Annotated in this window: 24 protein-coding genes; 15 read left to right on the top strand and 9 right to left on the bottom strand. The window is 68.4% G+C overall.

Features of this window, described 5'->3' with window-relative positions:
* Positions 1–37 precede the first annotated feature (37 nt).
* Entirely contained in the window at positions 38–643 is a 606-nt protein-coding gene (locus ACORQU_RS03595; RefSeq protein ID WP_491644946.1) for a TetR/AcrR family transcriptional regulator, read from the top strand.
* An 81-nt stretch (positions 644–724) separates the two neighbouring features.
* Complete coding sequence (locus ACORQU_RS03590; protein ID WP_491643514.1) at positions 725–1255, top strand: cold shock domain-containing protein; 531 nt, start codon at positions 725–727, stop codon at positions 1253–1255.
* Positions 1256–1347: 92 nt separating this feature from the next.
* Here the strand turns inward: ACORQU_RS03590 and ACORQU_RS03585 are convergent, their stop codons facing one another.
* The 4 genes from ACORQU_RS03585 to ACORQU_RS03570 all read right to left on the bottom strand — a co-directional run bounded on the left by ACORQU_RS03585 (position 1348) and on the right by ACORQU_RS03570 (position 6195).
* Positions 1348–1677, bottom strand: coding sequence for a DUF3325 domain-containing protein (locus tag ACORQU_RS03585; protein WP_491643513.1), 330 nt, complete (start codon positions 1675–1677; stop codon positions 1348–1350).
* Positions 1674–3287: a PepSY-associated TM helix domain-containing protein gene (locus tag ACORQU_RS03580; protein WP_491643512.1), complete on the bottom strand. Its 1614-nt coding sequence runs from the start codon at positions 3285–3287 to the stop codon at positions 1674–1676. Before ACORQU_RS03580 ends, ACORQU_RS03585 begins: the two co-directional genes overlap by 4 nt.
* A complete protein-coding gene (locus tag ACORQU_RS03575; protein WP_491643511.1) occupies positions 3284–3466 on the bottom strand; it encodes a DUF3649 domain-containing protein in 183 nt (60 codons plus the stop codon). The genes ACORQU_RS03580 and ACORQU_RS03575 overlap by 4 nt, the downstream gene beginning before the upstream one ends.
* A 992-nt stretch (positions 3467–4458) precedes the next feature.
* On the bottom strand, positions 4459–6195 hold the full coding sequence (locus tag ACORQU_RS03570) for a serine hydrolase (RefSeq protein ID WP_491643510.1): 1737 nt from the start codon (positions 6193–6195) through the stop codon (positions 4459–4461).
* 238 nt (positions 6196–6433) lie between these two features.
* Here ACORQU_RS03570 and ACORQU_RS03565 point away from each other — a divergent pair, with 238 nt between their 5' ends.
* The 5 genes from ACORQU_RS03565 to ACORQU_RS03545 all read left to right on the top strand — a co-directional run bounded on the left by ACORQU_RS03565 (position 6434) and on the right by ACORQU_RS03545 (position 10019).
* Complete coding sequence (locus ACORQU_RS03565) at positions 6434–6841, top strand: VOC family protein (RefSeq protein ID WP_491643509.1); 408 nt, start codon at positions 6434–6436, stop codon at positions 6839–6841.
* A 67-nt stretch (positions 6842–6908) separates the two neighbouring features.
* Positions 6909–7997 carry a M28 family peptidase gene (locus ACORQU_RS03560; RefSeq protein WP_491643508.1) on the top strand — a complete coding sequence of 363 codons (1089 nt, stop codon included), beginning with the start codon at positions 6909–6911 and terminating at the stop codon, positions 7995–7997.
* A 175-nt stretch (positions 7998–8172) separates the two neighbouring features.
* Positions 8173–8631: a gas vesicle accessory protein GvpU gene (gvpU, locus tag ACORQU_RS03555; RefSeq protein ID WP_271647005.1), complete on the top strand. Its 459-nt coding sequence runs from the start codon at positions 8173–8175 to the stop codon at positions 8629–8631.
* A 200-nt stretch (positions 8632–8831) separates the two neighbouring features.
* Positions 8832–9158, top strand: coding sequence for a hypothetical protein (locus ACORQU_RS03550; RefSeq protein ID WP_491643507.1), 327 nt, complete (start codon positions 8832–8834; stop codon positions 9156–9158).
* Between the two features lie 75 nt (positions 9159–9233).
* On the top strand, positions 9234–10019 hold the full coding sequence (locus tag ACORQU_RS03545; protein WP_491643506.1) for a glutaminyl-peptide cyclotransferase: 786 nt from the start codon (positions 9234–9236) through the stop codon (positions 10017–10019).
* Between the two features lie 67 nt (positions 10020–10086).
* Here ACORQU_RS03545 and ACORQU_RS03540 read toward each other — a convergent pair whose 3' ends face one another.
* Positions 10087–11565: an HDOD domain-containing protein gene (locus ACORQU_RS03540; RefSeq protein WP_491643505.1), complete on the bottom strand. Its 1479-nt coding sequence runs from the start codon at positions 11563–11565 to the stop codon at positions 10087–10089.
* A gap of 158 nt (positions 11566–11723) precedes the next feature.
* On the opposite strand from ACORQU_RS03540, the gene ACORQU_RS03535 reads away from it, so the two are divergent.
* The 4 genes from ACORQU_RS03535 (at position 11724) to ACORQU_RS03520 (ending at position 14646) form a co-directional block, all read left to right on the top strand.
* Positions 11724–12716, top strand: a complete 993-nt coding sequence (locus ACORQU_RS03535; protein ID WP_491643503.1) for an alpha/beta hydrolase — start codon at positions 11724–11726, stop codon at positions 12714–12716.
* A gap of 83 nt (positions 12717–12799) precedes the next feature.
* Complete coding sequence (locus ACORQU_RS03530; RefSeq protein ID WP_271647000.1) at positions 12800–13075, top strand: hypothetical protein; 276 nt, start codon at positions 12800–12802, stop codon at positions 13073–13075.
* Positions 13076–13186: 111 nt separating this feature from the next.
* Entirely contained in the window at positions 13187–14086 is a 900-nt protein-coding gene (locus ACORQU_RS03525; protein ID WP_491643501.1) for an SDR family oxidoreductase, read from the top strand.
* Between the two features lie 71 nt (positions 14087–14157).
* Positions 14158–14646 (top strand): TspO/MBR family protein, encoded by a 489-nt coding sequence (locus ACORQU_RS03520; RefSeq protein WP_491644944.1) that lies wholly within the window; start codon positions 14158–14160, stop codon positions 14644–14646.
* A 198-nt stretch (positions 14647–14844) separates the two neighbouring features.
* Here ACORQU_RS03520 and ACORQU_RS03515 read toward each other — a convergent pair whose 3' ends face one another.
* Positions 14845–15825, bottom strand: coding sequence for a Gfo/Idh/MocA family protein (locus tag ACORQU_RS03515; RefSeq protein ID WP_491643500.1), 981 nt, complete (start codon positions 15823–15825; stop codon positions 14845–14847).
* A gap of 244 nt (positions 15826–16069) precedes the next feature.
* Between ACORQU_RS03515 and ACORQU_RS03510 the strand changes: the two genes are divergently transcribed.
* The 3 genes from ACORQU_RS03510 (at position 16070) to ACORQU_RS03500 (ending at position 18161) form a co-directional block, all read left to right on the top strand.
* Positions 16070–16807 carry a PspA/IM30 family protein gene (locus tag ACORQU_RS03510; protein ID WP_491643498.1) on the top strand — a complete coding sequence of 246 codons (738 nt, stop codon included), beginning with the start codon at positions 16070–16072 and terminating at the stop codon, positions 16805–16807.
* Positions 16808–16896: 89 nt separating this feature from the next.
* Positions 16897–17475 carry a hypothetical protein gene (locus ACORQU_RS03505; protein WP_491643496.1) on the top strand — a complete coding sequence of 193 codons (579 nt, stop codon included), beginning with the start codon at positions 16897–16899 and terminating at the stop codon, positions 17473–17475.
* A 29-nt stretch (positions 17476–17504) separates the two neighbouring features.
* On the top strand, positions 17505–18161 hold the full coding sequence (locus tag ACORQU_RS03500) for a GGDEF domain-containing protein (RefSeq protein ID WP_491643494.1): 657 nt from the start codon (positions 17505–17507) through the stop codon (positions 18159–18161).
* A 55-nt stretch (positions 18162–18216) separates the two neighbouring features.
* Here the strand turns inward: ACORQU_RS03500 and ACORQU_RS03495 are convergent, their stop codons facing one another.
* The 3 genes from ACORQU_RS03495 to ACORQU_RS03485 all read right to left on the bottom strand — a co-directional run bounded on the left by ACORQU_RS03495 (position 18217) and on the right by ACORQU_RS03485 (position 20650).
* Positions 18217–19035, bottom strand: coding sequence for a glycine zipper family protein (locus ACORQU_RS03495; RefSeq protein ID WP_491643493.1), 819 nt, complete (start codon positions 19033–19035; stop codon positions 18217–18219).
* 166 nt (positions 19036–19201) lie between these two features.
* On the bottom strand, positions 19202–19477 hold the full coding sequence (locus tag ACORQU_RS03490) for a hypothetical protein (protein WP_491643492.1): 276 nt from the start codon (positions 19475–19477) through the stop codon (positions 19202–19204).
* 264 nt (positions 19478–19741) lie between these two features.
* Entirely contained in the window at positions 19742–20650 is a 909-nt protein-coding gene (locus tag ACORQU_RS03485) for an AraC family transcriptional regulator (RefSeq protein ID WP_491643490.1), read from the bottom strand.
* Positions 20651–20748: 98 nt separating this feature from the next.
* Here ACORQU_RS03485 and ACORQU_RS03480 point away from each other — a divergent pair, with 98 nt between their 5' ends.
* Positions 20749–21504 (top strand): SDR family oxidoreductase, encoded by a 756-nt coding sequence (locus ACORQU_RS03480; RefSeq protein WP_491643488.1) that lies wholly within the window; start codon positions 20749–20751, stop codon positions 21502–21504.
* Positions 21505–21509: the final 5 nt, after the last annotated feature.

The raw sequence follows: 21509 nt of genomic DNA, 5'->3' as shown, positions 1-21509 counted from the left end.
ATAAGTGGCCCTGGCGCTTGTCAAGGAATTTATAGCGATGACTACAAAAACAGCGCGCCAGCGCGGGCGGCCGCGCCAGTTCGATCCGGAGGAGGCGGTGGCCAAGGCGCAGGCGCTGTTCCATGCGCGCGGATACGACGCGGTAACGGTGGCGGACGTCACCAATGTCCTGGGCATCACCCCGCCCAGCTTCTACGCGGCGTTTGGCAGCAAGGCCGGTCTTTACGCGCGGGTCCTGGACCGGTGGGCGCACACCGGGGCGATCCCGCTTGCCGATCTGTTGCGGCCCGACCGGGACGTGGCGCAGGCGCTGACCAACGTTCTCGAAGACGCCGCGCGGCGCTATGCGGCGCAGGTGACGGGAAGGGGCTGCCTCGTGCTGGAAGGGACGCGCTGCCAGGACCGCGACGCGCGCGAGGCCGCGTGTGGATTCAGCCGCGCCGCCGAGGGCGTGATCCACGACTACATCGCGGCGCGCCACCCGGCGATGGCCCGCCAGGTCACCGACTTCATGGTCGTGATGATGTCCGGTCTGTCGGCCGCCTCGCGTAGTGGGCATGGCGTGGAGCAACTGCTGGCATCGGCCCGGCTGGCCGGTTCCGCACTGGCCCTGGCCATCCCTGCTGAGCAGGGAGACCGCTAGCGGGAAAGACCGCGAATCCTGACGGAGTAAGGTAAGCAGGTTAATCCGTGGTGAGACCCGTGGCTTGTCAGGAGCAGTTCGATGCGCACGCACGGCACGCTGACGAAATGGAACGATGACCGGGGCTACGGCTTCATTGCCCCTGCCCAGGGCGAGCAGGAGATCTTCGTCCACATCTCCGCGTTTCCGAGGGACGGTGAGCGCCCTCGGATCAACGAACTGATTTCTTTTGAAGTCGAGGCCGGGCCGAATGGCAAGCTGCGCGCGGTCCGGATCATGCGTCCTGGACAGCGCCCCGCATCGGCCCGGCCGCCAGCGAAGCGCAAGCCAGATTCACCGTCCCTTGGCGTTGGCGCGGTGGTCGCGCTGCTGGCGTTTGTCGGCTTGGGCGTTTACGGATACTCGCGCTTTGCGCCCACGCCGCCCGAACCGGCTTCGGCGCAGGCCCCGCGTATCTCGGCTGCGCCGCCGACCTTCGCCTGCGACGGCCGCACGATGTGTTCCCAGATGAGCTCCTGCGCAGAGGCGCGATACTTCCTCCAGCATTGCCCCGGCACCAAGATGGATGGCGACCACGATGGCGTGCCGTGTGAGCAGCAATGGTGCAATTGAGCGGTGAAGGATTCCTGGAGCCATGGCGGGACGCTTCGGAGCGCACGCGCCTTGTGACAAATCGCCGTTGTCGTGAGGCGCAGTCCGGGCGATCAGTGCACCCAAAGCAAAATCGTGGCCAGCAGCGGCAGGACGATTGCGCCTGGCTTGATCCAGTGCGGGCGGTACGGCAGCAGGCCGAAGGTGATCGCGCTTCCGGCGATGGTCATCGCCGCCAACCATCGCACCACGCCCACGCCCCAGCCGCCTGCGCTAACCGCGCAGGCGAGGGCTGCGGCGATCAGTGCCCATCCCAGCCAGCGCAGGCCGCGCAGCCCTGGCCCATCGTTGCGTGCGGAGGGCAGGACCGCCTGATACCGCTCCATCGACATGCACAGCGCGACGAAGCCGCTGAAACACAGGGCGAGGATCAGCAGATTCATGCGGCGCCGCTCTCGAACTGGGACCGGGGTGGTGCCTGGCGACGCCGCTTTTCCGCCGCGGACACCGGCGGTTGCCAGCGCTGCATTCGCCAGCCGCAGTACCCCAGCACCAGACCGATGCCACACGTGACCAAGTCGACCCCGGCCAAGGCCCAGTCGCCCTGGGGCAGGGTGACACCCAGGTGCACATGCGTGGTCAAGGCATTGAGCAGCGGGATCAGCGTGAACAGCCCGGCGGCCATGTACAGCAGCCAGGCCCAGGTCTGGCGGCGCGGTCGTATGAAGCCCGCCACGATGGCGAAGGCCCAGGCGAGGAAGAACACACGGGCCTCCATGTCCGGCCGGGCCTCGATATGCAGCGGCACCAGCCGGTTGGCCCAGAAATAGCTGGCGAAGGCGAGCGGCAGGCCGCCGACCGCGCCGATGTTCAACGCATCGACCAGGCGTAGCCCAACGCCGATCCTGCCGGACTTGAGGTGCTTGGCGCGTTCCTTGATTCCCCACAGGACCGCGCCGCTGGCCACCATCAGGCAGCCGAGCAGGCCGGAGGCGAACAGCAGCAGGCGCAGGACCGGGTCGGCAAAGCGCGCGATGTGCAGGCCATACAGCACGCCGCGTGTCTCCGACGCCGCGCCTGCGCGACCGCTGTGCGCGATGATCTGGCCGGTCGCAGCGTTCAGGCGCACGCCCGGCGTTTCGTAGGACAGCCGGCGCCCGTCGCGCTGGTACACGCTGACCGTCTCAGCGGCGTCGCCGGGATGGTCGATGCGGAAGCTTTCCACCGCCTTGCCCTCCCAGGCCAGGCGCGCACTGGCCAGTAGTTCGGCGATCGGCTTGGGCGTGCCTGGACTGCCTGCGGCGTCGCCGGCCGGTGGCAGATCGCTGAAGGATTCATCGTAGAAGGCCTGCGGGCCTTCCGGATAGGCGGCTTTGATGCCAAGCGGCAGGTACATCACCATCAGTGTGACGATGCCGGTGTAGGTGATGACCAGGTGGTAGGGCAGGGCCATGACCGCGCTGACGTTGTGGAAGTCCAGCCAGGAGCGTTGCCCCTTGCGCGGCCGAAACGTGAAGAAGTCCTTGAAGATCTTCTTGTGGGTGATGACGCCGGTGATGATGGCGACCAGCATGAACATCGCACAGAAGCCGACGATGTAGCGCGCCCACAGCACCGGGATCGCATACAGGTCGAAGTGCAGGCGATAGAAGAAGTCGCCACCGCGGGTTTCGCGCACCTGCGAGTGCTCGCCGGTGGACGCGTCGATCGTCGCCTGACCGAAGCGCGCGCGACGCGAGGCGCGATCGTTGGAGGCGCCTTCCCTGGCCGGGTTCATCCAGTACATGTCCAGTGCCGGATTGCGCGCATCGGGAAGGGTGACGTTCCAGTACGTCGCGTCGGGGGCCTCGCGCTGCAGGTAGCGCAGCGCGTTGGTCGCCGCCACGTCCGGCGCGACCACCGTGCGCGGCAATTCCGGGCGCATCCAGCGATTGAGTTCCTCGCGGTAGTAGCTGGCCGTGCCCCCCATGAAGATCAGCAGCAGTAACCAACTGACCAGCAAGCCGGTCCAGGTATGCAGCCAGGCCATGGACTGGCGAAAGCTCTGCTTCATGACCCGCCCCGCAGAAGTGAGGTCGCCAGCGCCATCAGTGCTGCGGGGATGGCCAGGCCGGCCCAGGCCTTCCACGCATTGCGGGAGGCAAACGCCCACAACGCAGCGCACGCGCCTGCGACGATCGCCACCAGCATGCCCGTCAGCACGGCCTGACTGCGCGCGATGGGCAGCGCCACGGCAAGCAATGCCCCGGTGCTGGCAGCGAATGCATAGCCACCTAGCATCGCCGCCAGGCTGCGCGAAAGGATGCCAGGCCAGGCACGGCCGGACCGGCGTGCCGCAGGCGCGGGCTGTGGCGTCCTCATGGGAGATCGAAGGCGCTGGTCATCCGCCAGGCGATGCCTTGCATCTGGCCGGAAGGCACGGGCTTTTTCGAGATCGAAATCCCGGTGTTGATGGTCGGCATGGTGATGGCGGGTTATCGGGTGGGGGGGCAACCGAGGGCTCCGAGGCTTGCCCTGGAGGCCGATCAAGGCGGGTCGACGGACGGACCGCACGCCCTATGAATGAGAATTGTTATCGTTTAACGGGTCGCCGTCAACGCTCGAGCCGTGGATCGTGGGAGGCGATGGCCACGTATCCGGGAAAGAACATCGTCGACCGAGATGCGGACGTGCCGTCCACGACAGCTGCTGCCGGCAGCCTCACCTGGGGCGATGACGGGGCGGACGGTTGGCTGGGTTGCCGCCCGTCAGAGGATTGTCTGCATCCCCGAAATTCCCCTGCAGATCGCGCACGCGCGGCTGATGCCGATGCCGATGCACGGCGTCGTACTCTGTACTGCGGCCATCAGGGATGCAGACCATGGCGGGAGGGCTTGCGGGTCGCGGCTGGCAATACGGCACGAGGCCGCGATCATTGACAGGAGGGACTCATGCACGTCGTCACGTTGCCGGTGTGGTTGTCGCACTGGCGCTTGCCAGCCTCGGCGCAAGTGCGCGCGAAGCGCAGGACATCCACGCCGCTTCATCGCCGGCAGCGATCGCCACGCCGGTTGGAACGCCTTCTGCCGCGCATGCCATGCACTGGGACGACCAGGGCCCGGTGGGCCGACTCATCGGGGTGAGGTGGAGGACGATTACGCCGATTGCAATTCGGCCTGCCTGGAGGTGTCCGCGATCAGCATCAGATCTGTAGAAGACCATCTCCCTGTTGAGCGTCAGCGCGGTCACTGTCCAGCTGCTGCGACGCTGGCGTCGGTGGGCGTGATGGTGACCTTGGTGAACTGCACGTCGCGCGCGCGGTCCTCGGTCGCGGTGAAGCCTGTGCAATCGGCCTGCGCGGCGCACGCGAAGCGCACCAGGCCGAACGGCCAGGGACCGATGTAGCTGTCCTTGTCGAAGGGAGCGAGCGCGATGTCGCCGCGTGGCGAGCCGAGAACCAACTCGCCGTCCTTGAAGGTGACGGTGTAAAGCATCCGCAGCTCATCGCTGTGGTAGGTGCCCTCCAATGCTTGCACCTCGCGCTCGCCGGGCTGCGGGCGGGTGATGCGTGTGGCGCGGATGGCGCGCGTCCCGCGGTGCCAGGTGCCACTTGGGACGATGCCATCCGCATTCGGCGGGTCGAAGCTGAAACGGGCGTTGCGAAGCTTGACGAAGAACTCCCGCTCGCCGGATGGATAGAACGGCATCTTGTCGTCGCCCGCCGTCCAGCCCACCAGGTGGCCTTGTTCCTTGGCGAAGGTGATGGCCGAGCCGTTGGCCAGAGCGTAGGTGCCCACCAGGGCATCCAGTCGCGACGGATCGAGCGGGACTTCGGTGCTGGCCGAGTCGTCGGGAACCGGCGCGGGCAACGGGTCGAGCTGGCCGGCGAGATAGATGTCGGCGATGCGCTGCCCCAGGCGGCTGGCCTGCACGTCCGCGCCGTTGGCAAGGACGATGATCGCCAGGTGCTGTTCGGGGAAACGCAGCACGTCGCTGCGGAAGCCCGCCTCGGCGCCATCGTGGTCGATGCTGGCCAGACCGCGATAGCGGTCGATGAACAGTCCGTCGCCGTAATCGAGCGCGGTGCCGTCGTCGAGCTTGCCGGGTGTCTGCATCCGCGCGATCAGCGCTTTTCCGCCGATGTGGCCATCGTCGAAATTGTCTTCCCAGCGCGCCAGGTCGTCGGCGGTGGTGAGCAAGCCGGTGGAGCCGACGGTGGAGTCGGACAGCCGAACCGCTTCGTAACCGCCGCCCAGGGCCGGCTGGTAGGACTGCGCGCGACCGGGCACCAGAGCGTTGTGCTGCGACTGGAAGCCGGTGTGATGCATGCCAAGCGGATCGAAGATGCGCTGTTTGGTGAAGGCGGCCAGCGATTCGCCCGACACCCGTTGGACGATCATGCCGAGCAGCATGTAGCCGGTATTGCTGTATTCGAAGTCGGTGCCGGGCGCGAAGTTCAGCGCACGCTGGCGACGGACCAGGCGCATCACGTCCTGCTCGGTGATCACATCCTCCATGCGCCAGCCGGCCATGGACAGCAGGTTGAGTTCGTCGCGCAGCCCGCTGGTGTGGTGAAGCAGATGCCGGATGCGGATGGGCTTGCCGAAATCCGGCAACTCCGGGAGGTAGCGACGCACGTCGTCGTCTAGCGACAACTTGCCGTCCTGGGCGAGCAGCAGGATCGCGAAGGCGGTGAATTGCTTGGACACCGAGGCGACGTAGAGGGGCGTGGTTGGGATGATCGGGCGGCCCTGCTCGATGTCGGCCATGCCGAACGTCTTGCGATACACCACCTGGCCGTCCCTGCGCACTTCCACCGCGGCACCGGGGGTGTCGCGCCTGTTCCATCTGGCGAACAGGGCATCGACCTGTCGTGAACTGTCGGCGTCGTGGGTGGCGGCCCGTGTCGGGATCCCCGCCAAGCCGGAGCCGTGTGCCAGCAGCAGCGCCGTGGCCAGGCTGAGCGTGTGGGTGTGCTTCATGTTTCCTGCTCCCGTGTCGAGGCATGCGTGATCGCGCCCCCGATGGGCAATGTGCGCGACCGCCGATCCGCTTCGCCAATGCGCTTTTGCCTATTGCGGCGCTGCTCGTTAGCTGGTATAGCGTGCTGGTTCACTACATCACTAATTTCTGAGGCCATGCGTCGTCCGCGCGCGCTCGGTCTTGGCGCAAACTTTGGGATTCGCCATCAGGCGCAGCCCATCCAACAGGAGCGACCGCGTGCCCAGGACCATCACCATCAGCCTGCCCGTGACGGATCTGGATCGGTCCAGGGCGTTCTACTTGGCGCTCGGCTTCGTGCCCAATCCGGAGATGACCTTCCCCAGCGCGGCGATGATGGGATGGAGCGAGCACATCAGCGTCATGCTGCTCACCCACGCGCGCTGGCGCACGTTCACCACCCGGCCCATCCCGCCGAACACCTCCAGCGAGGTCGCCTTGAACCTCTCGTGCGCGTCGCGCCAGCAAGTGGATGAGATGGCCGAAGCGGCGGGCCGGCACGGCGGGACAACCGATATCAACCCGGTCGAAGAGCACGGCACCATGTACGGCCGCGACTTCTGCGACCCGGATGGCCACGTGTGGGGTGCGATGTGGATGGATGCGGGGGCTGCGTCAGATGCCTGAAAATGCGCCGGAAACCAACCTGCCGGGCCCGACGGGGGCGGCATCTGAAATCACACAAGAGGGGAGCATGATGCGTATGTGGAAGTCCTTGCCCGTTGCGCTGCTGTCTGCGGCGCTTGCCATCGGCTACGCCCAGGCCAAGGAGCCGCAGCTGCCCCCGCAGCAGGCCAGCCTGCTCGACGCCATTTCCGCCGACGCGATGCGCGGGGACCTGTCGTTCCTGGCGTCCGATGCGCTGGAGGGCCGTGGTACCCCCTCGCGCGGACTGGATATCGCGGCCGAATACATCGCCGCCCAGTTCCGTGGCGCCGGGCTGGAACCGCTGGGCGATGACGGCTATTTCCAGACCGCCGACTGGCGCGAGATCGCGCCGGAGAAGGAGCGCGCCAAGTTTGCCGACGCGCCGGCACCGTTGCCGGTGCGCAATGTCGTCGGCGTGTTGCGCGGCTCGGACCCGACGCTGAGCAAGACCTACGTGCTGGTCACGGCGCACTACGACCACCTGGGGATTCGCAAGGACAAGGGCGATGATCCGATCTTCAACGGCGCCAATGACGACGGCAGCGGCACGGTCTCGGTGATCGCGCTGGCACGCGCGTTCGCCGCCCAGAAAGTGCGGCCCAAGCGCAGCATCGTGTTCATGACCGTGTTCGGTGAGGAGCACGGGCTGGTGGGCTCGCGCTACTACGGCGCGCATCCGCTGGTGCCGGTGGCCGACACCGTGGCCGACATCAATCTTGAGCAGGTCGGTCGTACCGACGACAGCGAAGGCCTGCAGGTGCGCGCCGCGGCGATCACCGGCGCCGACTATTCCGAGGTGGCCGACGTGCTGCGCAAGGCGGGTGAACAGACCGGCATCCGCATGACCAAGCATCCGGTCAACAGCGACCGCTATTTCGCCTTTAGCGACAACCAGGCCCTGGCCGACCTGGGCGTGCCGGCGCATACCATCAGCGTGGCCTATGACTTCGCGGACTACCACGGCGCGGCCGACACCTGGGACAAGATCGACTACGCCAACATGGCCGCGGTGGATCGCGCGGTGGCCCTGGCCGTCTGGACCATCGCCGACCATCCGGTCGCCCCGCGCTGGAACACCAGTAACCCCAAAACCGCCAAGTACGTGGAGGCGGCGCGCCGTTTGCATGGAGAGTGACGCAGGGCCGCAGGCGCGGCGATGTCACGGCGAAATCCATCGCCGTGACGCACTCGATCACCGGGACGGTGTGCCTGCTTCCACAGGCATGGGAGCAGGGCCGGGTTGACCGGCACGCCCCGCTGTCACTGGGAACGCCTATCATCCCCCCGACCCACAACTGCAGGAGCGTGCGATGAGCGATGACCAGGGCAAGGCGTTGAGCAGTGACGAGATGGTGGTGACCGTCGAGGGACAGAGCGTCGACTGGTACCTGCAGAGTCTGGTCACCACGGTCAACAGTACCGACGTGCAGTTCGGGATCACGCTGTTTGTCGAAGGCGCGATCGTGTCGGGCCTGCTGGTGGGCGGCAAGCGCTATTTCGAGACCTTCGCCGAGGAGTTCGCGGCCGCCTTCCCGGGCGACGCGGAGGGCAAGGAGGAAATCCGTCGCTCCTTTGCCAGCTATGCGGAGATCTACACTTCCGAGGAAGGGAAGGATCCGCCGCCGCCGCAGTTCATCCACTTGATCGACTCGCGCTGCTTTTCGCCGGGCGGGCAGCCGCTGCCGGGCAACCGCGGCGTGCTGTGGCGCGGCAAGATCAATGCGGTCTCCGGCTTCAGCCTGGGCCTGCTGTCGGAAGAGGGCGCCTAGGCGCGCGTGGTGTGGCGGGCGCGGTGTCGCCGTGTGCCCCCCGCGCTTAAGCGCCCACTGACCCCAGGGTGGCGCATCCCAAAGCCAGGCGAGCGCGCCTGGCCCTCGCTACTGTCGGTGTGCGCGAAGGTCTCGCCGAATCCGTAAGATCGACGCGAACGCGTCCACGCGGCACCCGGGCCGACCGACAGGACACCTTGATGCGCGATCCCTACACGCCGCCTGCTGCGCCCGCTCGCCGCGAGGCGGCACGTCAGTCCATCGTCCGTCCGCTGGTGGCCTTCCTGTCTGGCCTGCTGGTGGTGCCGGCGGCATTGTTCATCCTCTTCAGCCTGCTGTTCCCCAACGAAGTCCTGGCCTACGGCAATGCCAGCTTCTGGTGCGCAGTGCTGGTCGGCAGCGTGGCCGCTGCGGCACTGGCGATGGCCGTGCGGCGCATCCCACTGTGGCTGCTCATCCTGCTCGGGCCGGTGCTGGTGTTCACCTGCGTGGGGCTGTGGATCGTGTGGATGATGATGGCGGCCTGAAGCGGGGCGGAGTTCTGCGCCGTGGCACACGCACGTGGGTGCGCCGGCGCGCGGCGATCATGGGATGATCGCGGCATGAACTTCCATGTCCGCTTATGGTCCCGCTTGGCCTTGCTGGCCTGCGTCGTGTTGTCCGCCGGTGCGGCGCAGGCAGCGCTGCCCGTGCAAGGCGTCACCGTGGTCAAGACCTATCCACACGACACCTCTGCCTACACCGAGGGATTGTTCTATCTGGAGGGTGCGCTCTACGAGAGTACCGGGCAGATCGGGGCGTCGGGCATCCGCAAGGTCGCGCTGGACAGCGGGCAGGTCCTGCAGCGCGCCGAACTGGCCCCGCCGTATTACGGCGAGGGCATCGTGGCCGCCGGAGACCGGCTGATCCAGCTCACCTGGCGCAGCGGGCAGGGCTTCGTCTACGACCTCAAGACCTTCCAGCCGCAGACGCGCTTCGCCTATCGCGGTGAGGGCTGGGCGCTGACCAGCGATGGGCACAGTCTGTACATGAGCGATGGCACCGCGCAGATCCGGCGGCTGGACCCGCAGACCCTGCAGCAGACCGGCACCATCGAGGTCACCGCCGATGGCGAGCCCCTGCACAACCTCAACGAGTTGGAGTGGATCAAGGGCGAGCTCTGGGCGAACGTGTGGCTGACCACGCGCATCGCCCGCATCGATCCGGCCACGGGCAAGGTGCTGGGCTGGGTCGAGCTGGCGCCGCTGGTGCCGCCGCGCGACACGCTGGAGGACCCGATCAACGACGTGGCCAACGGCATCGCCTACGACGCCGCGCGCGACCGCATCTTCGTCACCGGCAAGCAGTGGCCCGCGCTATACGAGATCAGGCTGGCGCCGGCCCAGTAGGACGCGACGCGACGCGAGGCCGCAGGCGTTGCGCCGTTGGCGCGCCACGGGCGCCAGCGGGATGCCCTCAGTCGCTGACCACGCGGTTGCGGCCGTCGCGCTTGGCGGTATAGAGCGCCTTGTCGGCGCTGGTCAGCAGGGCTTCGATGCTGGGGAAGGCATGGGCGCCGTCCTGGGTGGCGACGCCTGCCGAGAAGGTCACGTGCAGCGGCTGCTGGTCGATGATGGTCATCGGCAGGCGGCCGACCTCGGCCAGGATGCGCCGCACCACGTTGGCCGAGGTGGCCGCGTCGATGCCGGGCAGCACGATCATGAATTCCTCGCCGCCGTAGCGAGCCACGATGTCGCTGCCGCGCAGGTAGACCTGCAGGGCCTGGGCGAAATTGCGCAGCACCTCGTCGCCGACCAGGTGGCCCCAGCGGTCATTGACCTGCTTGAAGTCGTCCAGGTCGATGAAGGCGACCGACAGCGGCCAACCGTGGCGCTGGGCGGCCTCGAATTCCTTGCCGAGCACGTGTTCGAGCTGGGCGCGGTTGAAAATGCCGGTGAGCGGATCGCGGCGGGCCTCCTCGGTGAGGCGACGGGCGCGGCCTTCGAATTCCTCTGCGGCTTCCCGCGCGCGCGCAGCCTCCTGCAGGTCGCGCATCGCGCGCAGCTGGGCCAGCTCCCGGGCATCGTCCAGGATGGCCCGCAACTGCGAGGGGCTGGAGATATGCACCTCGAAGACCTCGCAGACATCGGCCAGCATCGTGCGCACATCCTCCACGACGCCGTTGAACGTGTCCGGGCCCAGCGACAGATGGGTCATGCAGGAGGCCTGGGCTTCCAGGTGCGCCTGTTCGGTGTCCTGGCCCATCCAGATGTCGGCGATCAGGCCGGACACCCGCACGCAGGCCTGGAAGGGCGGTAGCTGTACCTGCGCCAGCGCTTCGCTTTGTCCGATGGCGTCGGTCAGCAGCTCGGGCAGGTTCCAGTGTCGGGCCAGCAGGGCGCCGATCTCGGCGTGGTCCGCGCCGTAGGTCTCGCGTTCGCTCAGCAGCAGGTTGGTATTGTCCAGCGCCTGTTCGAGCAGGGCCTGGTATTCGCCGGGGAACAGCTGGCACAGCGCCAGCACCCCGATGTCCTGCAGCAGGCCGGCCAGCATCAGTTCTTCCAGCTGGCGCAAGCCGACACGCTCGCCGAGCAGGCGGGCGGCCAGCGCGGCGACCACGCAGCGCTTCCAGACGCGCTCGCGCGGGCAGTTGCTCTCCGGCTGGGACATCTGCCGCGACAGGGTGAAGCCCAGGGCCAAGGTCAGGGTGGCATTGAGTCCCAGCAGCGACAAGGCCTGAGTGAGATTTTCCACACGCTGGCGGGCGGCGTAGAGCGGTGAGTTGGCCACGCGCAGCATGCGCGCGCTCAGCGCAGGGTCCTTGCCGATCAGGTTCGAAGCCGTTGCCATCATCGCGTCCGGGTCCTGCGCCAGCCGCAGCAACTGCAGTGCCACGCCTGGAGGACTGGGCAGCCCTCGGCAGTGCTGCAGTTCGCGTTGGAGGTCGGTACGCATGTCGGGGCGCGGAGCGTTCTCTCGGGGGACGAGCTGGGGCGCCGAATCGTGCGGCGCCAAGATGATGCGTCAAGAATAGCGGCGCGTGGAGCTAAAACTTTAGATCGGGTGCGGTGGTTATCCTTGTCGGTCGACTGCTTTCCCTAAAGGGTGTCTCCATGGATGACGGTCACGGCGTCCGTATCGAAGCGCGCACGATCCCCGTGCCGACCTCGATCAGCGCGCATGCACGCGAGTACCTGCGTGACAAGGTCGCGGCCGACGGGGTGCCGCACAACGCCAGGATCGCCGTGCCGGCAGCGGACGACTCCGAGGGATGGATCCGCATGCAGGCGGCGGTGGAGCAGCACTATGCCCATGCGCTGGCCGCGGCCGCCGGGCGCGTGCGTGCCCAGGCGCGGACCCTGCAGATGGGCACGGCGACCGTGCACCTGGCCACGCCCATCGAGCCGCAGGACCCGGATGCGGCACTGATCGAGTTGCACGGCGGGGCGTTGGTGTTCGGTGGCGGCCAGGCATGCAGGATCGGCGCCTGTGTCCAGGCCGACCTGCACGGGCTGGCCTGCTACGGCGTGGATTACCGGGTGCCGCCGGCGCATCCCTATCCAGCCGCGCTGGATGACTGCCTGGCGGTCTACCGCGCGGTCCTGGCGCGACACGACGCCGCGCGCGTGGTCATCAGCGGACGCTCGGCGGGCGGCAACTTGGGCGTGGCGATGCTCCAGCGCGCTCGCGACGAGGGCCTGCCGCTGCCGGCCGGCCTGGTGCTGCTTTCGCCCGAGGTGGACCTGACCGAGTCGGGTGACAGCTTCCAGGTCAACCGCACGGTGGATGTGGTGCTGCCCGGCTCGCTGATGACGCAGAACCTGCTCTATGCGGGTGGGGCGGACCTGGCCGACCCGCGGCTGTCGCCGTTGTTCGGCCGCTTCGACGGGTTCCCGCCGACCTTCCTGCAGAGTGGGACGCGCGATCTGTTCCTGTCCAACACCGCGCGCCTGCACCGCGCGCTGCGCCGGGCGGATGTCGACGCACAGCTGCATGTGTTCGAGGCGATGCCGCATGGCGGCTTCAATGGCGCGCCGGAGGACGAGGAGCTGGCCCAGGAAGTGGCGGCATTCGTGCGCCGGGTGCTGGGCCGGGCACCGGCTTGACGGGAATTTGGCCGATGGCCTGGCCAGTCCCGCTGAGGACGCCTGTACCCTGATCGACCCTCCCGCTCATGTTCTTGCCCGTCATGTCCGCACCGCGTCCCAGCTTCAGCTACCGCCTCGCCTTCCGCCCGCTCGACGCGCAGATGAGTTCGGCGGAGCTGGCCAGCACAGTGCAACGTGCATTGCTGGCGCTGGGCGATCCCCGGCACCGGGTGTCCATCGTCAAGATCCATCGCCCCCCGCGGCAGGACGGCGAGGGCCTGTATGTGGAAGCGGTGGCCGCCGGCCCGGAGCGCTGGTACCTGGAAGCCGACGACGCGCTGCAGGCCCAGGGGCTGCGGACCGAACTGCTGTACTGAGCGCACGGCCACGCGCAGCCTGTTAGTACGCATACCCCTGTAACGCCACGGCTGTTCGCCCAGGCCGGGTGGGCGGATAAAGCACGCTGACTTCAGACAGGTGCTGCTGCCATGCGTGTTTTCCTCACCGGTGCGACCGGTTTCATCGGCTCCCACGTCATCCCCGAACTCCTCGCCGCAGGCCACCAGGTGCTGGGCCTGACCCGCTCCGAGTCCGGCGCCCAGGCCCTGCGTGCCGCCGGTGCCGAGCCGCTCCTGGGCACCCTGGAAGCCCCGGACACCCTGGTCGCCGGGGTGGAGCAGGCCGATGCGGTGATCCATACCGCCTTCGACCATGACTTCGCCAACTTCGTCGCCAACTGCGAGAAGGACCGTCGCGTGATCCTGGCGATGGGCGAGGCGCTCAAGGGATCGAATCGGCCCCTGCTGATCACCTCCGGGGTGGGCATGGGGGCGCTGCAACCCACCGATGTCGCCCGGGAGGATGTCTTCGATGCCGATTCCCACCATCCGCGCGCGGCCTCGGAGCTGGCCGGCGAGGCGCTGCTGCAGCAGGGGGTCAACGTCTCGGTGGTGCGCCTGCCGCAGGTGCACGACACCCGCAAGCAGGGGCTGATCACGCCCTACATCGCGATCGCCCGGGCCAAGGAGCAGGTCGCCTACGTGGGCGAGGGCGGCAGCCGCTGGTCGGCCGCGCATGTGAGCGATGTGGCGCGCCTGTACGCCCTGGCGCTGGATCGGGCCCAGCCCGGCCTGCGCCACCATGCGGTGGCCGAGGAGGGCGTGCCGCTCTACCAGATCGCCGGCACCGTGTCCGCCGGCCTGGGCCTGCCGCTGGTGTCGCTGCGCGGCGATCAGGAGGTGGCCGACTACTTCGGCTGGATGGCGATGTTCGCCCGCACGGCCATGGTGGCCTCCAGTGCCATCACCCGACAACGCCTGGACTGGACGCCGACTGGGCCGGACCTGATCACCGATCTGGCCGCGATGGACTACACCGCCATCGACTGACGCGGCGTTCGCCCTGCCTGCGCTAGGGTCTGCCCCGGCTTTTGACAGCAGGACGGACAGTGATGCGCACGATGACGGGCAAGGTGCAGGCGGCGGGCCTGTTCGGCTGGATCGTGGTGGTCTTCATCGCGGCGGCCATCGGCGCGGCGGCCTCGGTGCAGGCCGCCGCGTTCTACGGCCAGTTGGCGCAGCCCGCTTGGGCGCCGCCTGCGTCAGTCTTTGGCCCGGTGTGGACCGTGCTGTATGCCTGCATGGGTGTGGCGGCCTGGCGGGTGTGGCGGCACGGCGGTTTCGCCGCGCAGCGTCGTGCGCTGTGGGTGTTCCTGCTGCAACTGGCGCTCAACGCGCTGTGGAGCTGGTTGTTCTTCGGCTGGCATCAGGGCGCGCTGGCGCTGCTGGACATCGTGCTGCTGTGGATGCTGATCGTGGTCACGATCATGCTGTTCTGGCGGACCAGTCGGGTGGCCGGCGCGCTGCTGCTGCCCTACCTGGCTTGGGTGAGCTTCGCTGCCGCGCTCAACTACGCGGTGTGGCAGCTCAATCCGCAGGCATTGGGGTAGCGCACATTCGTCTGCGATCGCCGCGCCGGAGGGTCTCGGCGCGGGCGATCTGCATCGGCAGGGCCGCCCCGTGTGCCCGGATGCGGATCAGGACCGGGCCGCAGGCGCCGCGTTGAATTCATATCCTGCGATGGCCCGCAGACGGCCCGTGAGCCTTGCTCCATCCAACGCTTCGAACGGATCGTGGCGGGGCGCGGCTCACTCGCCCGGATAGACCAGCCCGATCTGTGCGCGCATCTGGTCGAGCACCCGCATGATCTGTACGCTCTGCGTCGGCGGCATCCGCTGCGACTCGCGGCCGGCGCGAACCAGGGCTTCCAGCTCGATGGCCTGGTATTGCATGCCGTGGCCGGGCACGGCCTGTTCGAAGCGCTCGACGCACCCGCCGCTTGCGTCGTACACGCTGAAGCTGGTCGGCGTGAACCAGAGTGGATCGATCACGATGCGCCCCCGCGTGCCATGCACGGTGGCGCTGTTCGCGCCGGCCGCGTCCAGGGCCGAGACGCTCGTGGACAGCGCGCCATGGGCGTGACGCATGATCGTGGCGATCTCCGCGTCCACGCCGGTGGCGCTCATGCGCGCGCGGGCGGTGATCTCCACTGGCTCGCCCAGCAGATCCACGGCGAAGGACACTGGATAGACGCCCAGGTCCAGCAACGCCCCGCCACCCAGGGCCGGCGCGTTGGCCCGGTGCGCCGGATCGGTCGGCATCTGCTGGCGATGCTCGGCGACCACTGAGCGCAGCGCGCCGATGGTGCCGGCGGCGATCACCTCGCGCAGGCGCACCATGTGCGGCAGGAAGCGGGTCCACATGGCTTCCATCACGATCACCCCGCGTGCGCGGGCGCGCGCGACGACCTGCGCGGCTTGGCCGGCGTTGAGGGTGAAGGGCTTTTCCAGCAACACGTGTTTGCCTGCCTCGATCGCCAGCAGCGCGGCGTCGGCATGCTGTGGGTGTGGGGTGGCGATATAGACCAGGTCCACCTGCCGATCGGCGACCAGCGCGGCGTAGCTGCCGTGCGCGGTGGGAACGCCCAAGCGCGCGGCGAAGGCCTGGGCCGAGTCCTGTGTCCGCGAACCGACCGCCTGCACGTGCAGGCCGGCGATCTGCAGGTCGCGGGTGAAGGTCTGGGCGATCCCGCCGGTGGCGAGAATGCCCCAGCGCAGTGGCTTGTCCAAAACAGGCTCCTTTTTGGCCTGGAAACACGTGATTTGGCGCGCGGCACTCCGCCGCGCCTGCCAGGATAAGCGACCCGGGAGGACAGGGCGCCGCGGCGCCTGCGCCGGGCGACGCGATGCGTCACTTTATGGCGCTTGCCTGGGCGCGCGGGTTGCGCGTGTCAAGGGCGTCACAGATCGACACATGACGTCTCAAGTCACCGCCGCGCCAGCCGACCTTGGATGTGTCTTTCCAAGGAATCGCATGAGCGCCCTGCTGCCCTATCTGATCGTTGCGCTCGTGTCGCTCTGGGCCGTGGTGGCCACCGCGCTGGCGGTGCTGCGCGGGCGCACGGCCGAGGAAGCGCTGCAGGCGCACGCGGGCAGCGAGGCCAGGATCGAGCGTTATCGCGCCGCTTTGCTGCAGCTCAAGAGCCAGGCCGAAACCTTGCGGCGCGAGCTGGATCGTCTGCAGCGCGACTATGCCGAGCTGCAGGCCGCCGCCGAGTCGCAGGAAGCGTCGGCGCCGAGCGAGGAGCGGACCCTGCCGATGCTCATGCTCGATCACCTGGACCTGTCGGCCGAGGTCGGGACGCTGCTGGAACACGTCGCGCGCGTGGCCGTGGCGGTCCGCAACTACAGCGCCTATACCCGCGGCCACCAGGGCAGCGAGCAGGCCAGGGCGCGCTACGACCTGCTGTGGTTGGCTGACTGCCTGCATAGCTTCGACCAGTTGGGACGCGCGCTGGCCGCAGGCAGTCCGCGCGCGCTGGCCCGGGCCTGCGAGGACCTGGTGGCCATGTACGACCGCTACCTGAAGGACAACAGCGGCTACAACAGTCGCGATACCTTCCAGCGCCTGGCCGGGGAAGTCCCGCTGGGCGAGGCCAGCGAGGCCATCAAATCCATCCTGGCCAAGACCGCGCAGACGCGCATGGATCCGCTGGCCGCCGCCAAGCGTGATCACGAAGTCGACCAGATCGTGTCCAGCGTGCTGCACTGACGTTCTCGGTCGAGGCTTCTCCGCGGGCCTGTCCGGGACCGCTGGGCTAGCATTCTCTCCGCACCGCACGCGCCGACCGCACAACGACGATGTCGCTTGATCTCACCACCCTAGGATTTGCCGCATTTTTGACCAGCGTCGGCATCGCGATCGGGTTCAGCCTGATCCTGCTGATCCTGCGCGGTGAACCGGTCCTGCGTCTGTGGACCGGCGGGCTGTGGTGCATCTGCGCGGGCACCCTGCTGGTGGGCTTGCGCGGGCACATCCCGGATCCGCTCTCCATCCACGTCGGCAATGCCCTGCTCAGCCTGTCCAGCGCGATGCTGCTCGTTGGCGTGGCGCGCTTCGTGGGGGTGCGGATGTCGTGGGGCTGGCCGCTGGCCTTGGTGGGCGCCCTGACGGCGGGAATCACGATCTTCACCTGGTTCCCCAATCTTTACGTGCGCATGACCTTGTTTTCGGTGCACATGCTGGTCTGGGACCTGTGGTCGGTCTGGCTGCTGCTCGCACGGGGGCGGGCGGACTTGCGATTGAGCCGGCGTCTGGCGGCGGGGTTCTTCCTCGCCGATGCGCTTGGTTACGTGGCGCGCATGGCGATGCTCTCGCCACGCGATACCGCGAGCCAGGATCTGAGCTCTCGCCACGCGATACCGCGAGCCAGGATCTGATTCAGACCGGGCTGGCCACCAGTGCAACGATGGTGGCGGGGTTCGCGCTGACGCTGGCGCAGTGCTTCTCCCTTCTGCTGCTGATCATCCAACGGCAGATGGTGGATCTGCGCAATGCGGCGCGGACCGATGCGTTGACCGGGTTGCGCAACCGGCGCGCATTGACCGCCGATGGCACCCAGGCCCTGGCGCGCTGCCGCCGCGCCGCGCAGCCCTTCGCGCTGCTGCTGTTGGATCTGGATCATTTCAAGCGCATCAATGACCGGCATGGTCACGATGCAGGCGATGCGGTGCTGCGACAGGCCGCGCGGCGGTTGCACAGCCAACTTCCCCGCGAGGCACTATTGGGGCGCTATGGCGGAGAGGAGTTCCTGGTGTTATTGCCCGGCGTGACGGCGGCGCGCGCGCAGGTGTTGGCCGAACTGCTGCGCGTGGCGTTGAGCGAGCGCCCGGTCCTGCATGCCGGGACGCGCATGGTCATGACCACCAGCATCGGCGGCAGCGGCATCCAAGCTGCCGCCGAGCCGTTTTCGCTGGGTCAGCTCATTGCGCAGGCCGATCGCGCGCTTTACGAGGCCAAGGACGCGGGACGAGATCGGGTCTGCTGGTACGACGCGACACGCGGCATGCCAACCAGGCTCGCGCGCGCGGAGCGGACCTCGGTGAGGCCCGCAAGCGACGCTTGAGGCACCGCATGGCGCGCAAGGATGGGGTGCCGGCCGATCGAGACCGGCACAGGGCTTACCCGCGGCGTCCGCCGTCGAACGGCTCATCGGTGGTGTAGGCATCGCGCACCGCGCTGCGTGCATGCTCCCAGTCCAGCGGCGACGGGCCGCGCGCCTGATCCCATTCGCGGCGCAGGTCGTCCTCGACCGTGTCGTCCCACATCCGGCCGCCATAGGTCTCGCTGTAGCGCGCGCGGGTGCCGTAACGATAGGCCGGAGCATAGTCGTCGTAACCCGCGTCCGGGCGACGATAGGACGCTTGCTCGAACCGTTCGCGGAAATGCGCGTCGCTGCGGGTATAGGCATCAAGGCTGCGGTCCGCACGCTCCCAAGCATCGCGCGCAGCCGGGCGCGCCTGTTCCCACTCCAGCGTGGAATCGCCCCGGCGCTCGGGCCAGGTGCGCGCCAGTTCGGCCTCGTGCTCTTCCCAACGACGTTCCGGTTCGGCTTCGCGCGCCTGCAGTCCGAACCCATAGACCGTGGCGTAGTCGCGATCGAAGTCCTTGGACGGGTCGTAGTACGGACGATGCTTGTGCGCGGCGCGCCAGTAATCGGCTTCGACGGTGGGATCGAGTTTTTCGGCCACGCCCTTGCCTGCGGCGCCACCGATCACCACGCCGACGGCGGCACCGATCAACGTGCCGATCGGGCCGAGCACGGTGCCAGCCGCGGCACCGGCCGCCGCACCGCCCACCACGCCACCGACGCCCACCCCGACCGGATGAGCGCCTCGCGCGCCGCTGATCGGGTCGCGATTGGGGTTGGGGTGGACCTGTTCTTCGGAGACGGCTCTCTCGTGGTCCTGCAGGTCGTGTTCGCGCTTGATGTCGCTCATGCTCATGCTCCAGTCGGGGGCCCGGAAGGGATGGGGTGGGCCATCGGGGTGTGGAACGACTGTGCGAAGTGCGCCGTTAATGGCACGTGCCACGCGCGTGAGGGCGGGACGCTCGCGGCGGTCGGCGTTGGGACTTGTGAAGGTGCCCAGGTGCGCCCGCTGTCGGTCAATCGCGCGACGCGTCGCGATGGGGATCGCGCGCGGCGCCGACCTGGTCTTCGGGCAGTGCGTCCAGCTCGGCCTGCACGGTCCGCTCGGCCAGGGCAAAGGCGTCGTCGGCCGAGTCGGCCCGCAGTTCACCATCGCCATAGGTCGTGGGCGGGAACTCGCCGACCTGGATCGCGCGGACCATGGCCTTGCCGTCTTCGCCACTCCAGATCTCGACCCGGATTGCGGTGTCGGCCACGCGGCCGGAGCGCCAGTGCTTGCGTGTGGTGTCCATGGAGGTTTCCAGGCATGTGGGGGAATCGTCGAGGGTGAACGCACGGATGTAACGCGGCGATCAGGACTTTGCTCAGGCCGCTGTCATCACCCTGCCGCGTGCGATGCCCAAGCTGCGCGCCAGGCGGATCAGCCGGGAGTGCCGCCACGATCAAAACCCCGGCAGCGGGTGGGTGGTTCTTTGCCGCATGGCGCCCCGGACCGCCTGAACCCTCCGCATCCCCGGCCCGCTGCCGGGGATGTTGTCTTGTGGGCGACCGATCGCTCAGGCCGCGTGGGCCGTGTCGCGCGCGTAGCGGGCCGGGGGCTGGCCGACGTGGCGGGTAAAGGCCACGGTGAAGGTGCTGGCCGAGCTATAACCCACGCGCTGGGCGACCTCGGCCACGCCCAGGCCCTGGTGGCGCAGCAGGTCGCGGGCCAGGGCCATGCGCCAGGACAACAGGTACTCCATCGGTGCCACCCCCACCGCGCGCTGGAAGCGCTCGAAGAACGCAGAACGCGACAGCGCGGCGGTCCGGGCCAGTTCGGTCACGCTCCACGGATGCCCGGGGGCGGCGTGCAGTCCGCGCAGGGCCTGGGCCAGGCGCGGGTCGGCCAGCCCGCGCAGCAGGCCCGGCGAGGCGCCGGTGTCGGCGCTGGCGCGCAGGGCTTCGATCAGCAGTACCTCCAGCAGCCGGGCCAGGATCACCTCGCGCGCGGGGCGTTGGGCGCGCGATTCCTCGCGGACCAGCGCGACCAGCGTCGCCAGCCGGGGCTGGTCGCGCACATGCACCTGCTGCGGCAGCAGCGAGACCAGCAGCCGGGCATCGGGCGAGCCGAAGGCGCAATAGCCCAGCAGGGTCCGCGCGTTGGGCGTCGCCTGCGGGTCGCCCACGTGCAGCAGCCCGTCGCGCAGGACGAAGTGCGCCGGGTCGCTGTCCTCCAGCGGCTCCGGGGACACCGAGGACATCGTGAACTGCTGCGCAGCCGGCAGCAGCACGAAATCGCCGCGTTCCAGCAGCAGCGGCGGCTGGCCCTGCGCCTCCAGCAGGGCGCTGCCGTCCAGGATCACGCAGTAGAAGGGCTGCCCGACCTCGGTGCGGCGCACCCGCCAGGCGCCGGCGGCCACGACCTGTTTGGACAGGGCTGCCGAAGGCTTGAGCAGGCCGACGACCTCGGTCAGTGGATCGGACATATCGGACTCTCGCGGAAGAATCAAGGACTTTCTAGTGTATTTCGTCCTGATCCGGGCGCCTATCTTGAGGCTCGTCTTTCTTGCAGAGGAGTTTCACCATGAAAACCGTCCTGATCACCGGCTGTTCCTCCGGCTTCGGCCTGGAGACTGCGCGCCACTTCCTGGCCCATGACTGGCAGGTCGTGGCCACCATGCGCACGCCGCAGGCCGACCTGTTGCCGGCCTCGCCGCGGCTGCGGGTGCTGCCGCTGGATGTGACCGATGCCGAGAGCATCGCCGCCTGCGTGCAGGCGGCCGGGCCCGTCGATGTGCTGGTCAACAACGCCGGCATCGGCGTGCTCACCCCGCTGGAAGCGACCTCCGCCGAGGCGGCGCGCGAGGTGTTCGAGACCAACACCTTGGGGACCATCGCCATGACGCGCGCGGTGCTCCCGCAGATGCGCGAGCGCGGGCAGGGCGTGGTGGTCAACGTGACCTCCACCGTCACCGTGCGCCCGCTGCCGTTGCTGTCGGTCTACACGGCCAGCAAGGCGGCGGTGAACGCGTTCACCGAATCGCTGGCGGTGGAAGTCGCACCGTTCGGCGTGCGCGCCACGCTGGTGCTGCCCGGAGCCGCGCCCAGCACCCAGTTCGGGCGCAACGCCGCCCCGCGCATGCAGGGCGCCATCCCCGACGCCTACGCGCCGATGGTGCAGGAGGCCTTCGACAGCCTGCGCGCGGCGGACCGGCCGATCACCCATGCCACCGACGTGGCCGAGGCGGTCCTGCGCGCGGCCACCGATCCGGACTGCCCCAGGCGCCTGCCGGCCGGGACCGATGCCTGGCAGTGGGCCACCGAGGCCGGGATCGTCTGATCCGG

The organism is Pseudoxanthomonas sp. JC1303 (assembly GCF_058448525.1).
The sequence above is the reverse complement of the archived record's forward strand: the minus strand, read 5'-3'. Positions and strand labels throughout refer to the sequence as shown.

Bases quoted from the DNA above. Each gene is read 5' to 3' on its own strand.
- ACORQU_RS03595 (WP_491644946.1), top strand. From the start codon at position 38: ATGACTACAAAAACAGCGCGCCAGCGCGGGCGGCCGCGCCAGTTCGAT.
- ACORQU_RS03590 (WP_491643514.1), top strand. From the start codon at position 725: ATGCGCACGCACGGCACGCTGACGAAATGGAACGATGACCGGGGCTAC.
- ACORQU_RS03585 (WP_491643513.1), bottom strand. From the start codon at position 1,677: ATGAATCTGCTGATCCTCGCCCTGTGTTTCAGCGGCTTCGTCGCGCTG.
- ACORQU_RS03580 (WP_491643512.1), bottom strand. From the start codon at position 3,287: ATGAAGCAGAGCTTTCGCCAGTCCATGGCCTGGCTGCATACCTGGACC.
- ACORQU_RS03570 (WP_491643510.1), bottom strand. From the start codon at position 6,195: ATGAAGCACACCCACACGCTCAGCCTGGCCACGGCGCTGCTGCTGGCA.
- ACORQU_RS03560 (WP_491643508.1), top strand. From the start codon at position 6,909: ATGATGCGTATGTGGAAGTCCTTGCCCGTTGCGCTGCTGTCTGCGGCG.
- gvpU (WP_271647005.1), top strand. From the start codon at position 8,173: ATGAGCGATGACCAGGGCAAGGCGTTGAGCAGTGACGAGATGGTGGTG.
- ACORQU_RS03550 (WP_491643507.1), top strand. From the start codon at position 8,832: ATGCGCGATCCCTACACGCCGCCTGCTGCGCCCGCTCGCCGCGAGGCG.
- ACORQU_RS03545 (WP_491643506.1), top strand. From the start codon at position 9,234: ATGAACTTCCATGTCCGCTTATGGTCCCGCTTGGCCTTGCTGGCCTGC.
- ACORQU_RS03540 (WP_491643505.1), bottom strand. From the start codon at position 11,565: ATGCGTACCGACCTCCAACGCGAACTGCAGCACTGCCGAGGGCTGCCC.
- ACORQU_RS03535 (WP_491643503.1), top strand. From the start codon at position 11,724: ATGGATGACGGTCACGGCGTCCGTATCGAAGCGCGCACGATCCCCGTG.
- ACORQU_RS03530 (WP_271647000.1), top strand. From the start codon at position 12,800: ATGTCCGCACCGCGTCCCAGCTTCAGCTACCGCCTCGCCTTCCGCCCG.
- ACORQU_RS03525 (WP_491643501.1), top strand. From the start codon at position 13,187: ATGCGTGTTTTCCTCACCGGTGCGACCGGTTTCATCGGCTCCCACGTC.
- ACORQU_RS03520 (WP_491644944.1), top strand. From the start codon at position 14,158: ATGACGGGCAAGGTGCAGGCGGCGGGCCTGTTCGGCTGGATCGTGGTG.
- ACORQU_RS03510 (WP_491643498.1), top strand. From the start codon at position 16,070: ATGAGCGCCCTGCTGCCCTATCTGATCGTTGCGCTCGTGTCGCTCTGG.
- ACORQU_RS03505 (WP_491643496.1), top strand. From the start codon at position 16,897: ATGTCGCTTGATCTCACCACCCTAGGATTTGCCGCATTTTTGACCAGC.
- ACORQU_RS03500 (WP_491643494.1), top strand. From the start codon at position 17,505: ATGGTGGCGGGGTTCGCGCTGACGCTGGCGCAGTGCTTCTCCCTTCTG.
- ACORQU_RS03495 (WP_491643493.1), bottom strand. From the start codon at position 19,035: ATGAGCGACATCAAGCGCGAACACGACCTGCAGGACCACGAGAGAGCC.
- ACORQU_RS03490 (WP_491643492.1), bottom strand. From the start codon at position 19,477: ATGGACACCACACGCAAGCACTGGCGCTCCGGCCGCGTGGCCGACACC.
- ACORQU_RS03485 (WP_491643490.1), bottom strand. From the start codon at position 20,650: ATGTCCGATCCACTGACCGAGGTCGTCGGCCTGCTCAAGCCTTCGGCA.
- ACORQU_RS03480 (WP_491643488.1), top strand. From the start codon at position 20,749: ATGAAAACCGTCCTGATCACCGGCTGTTCCTCCGGCTTCGGCCTGGAG.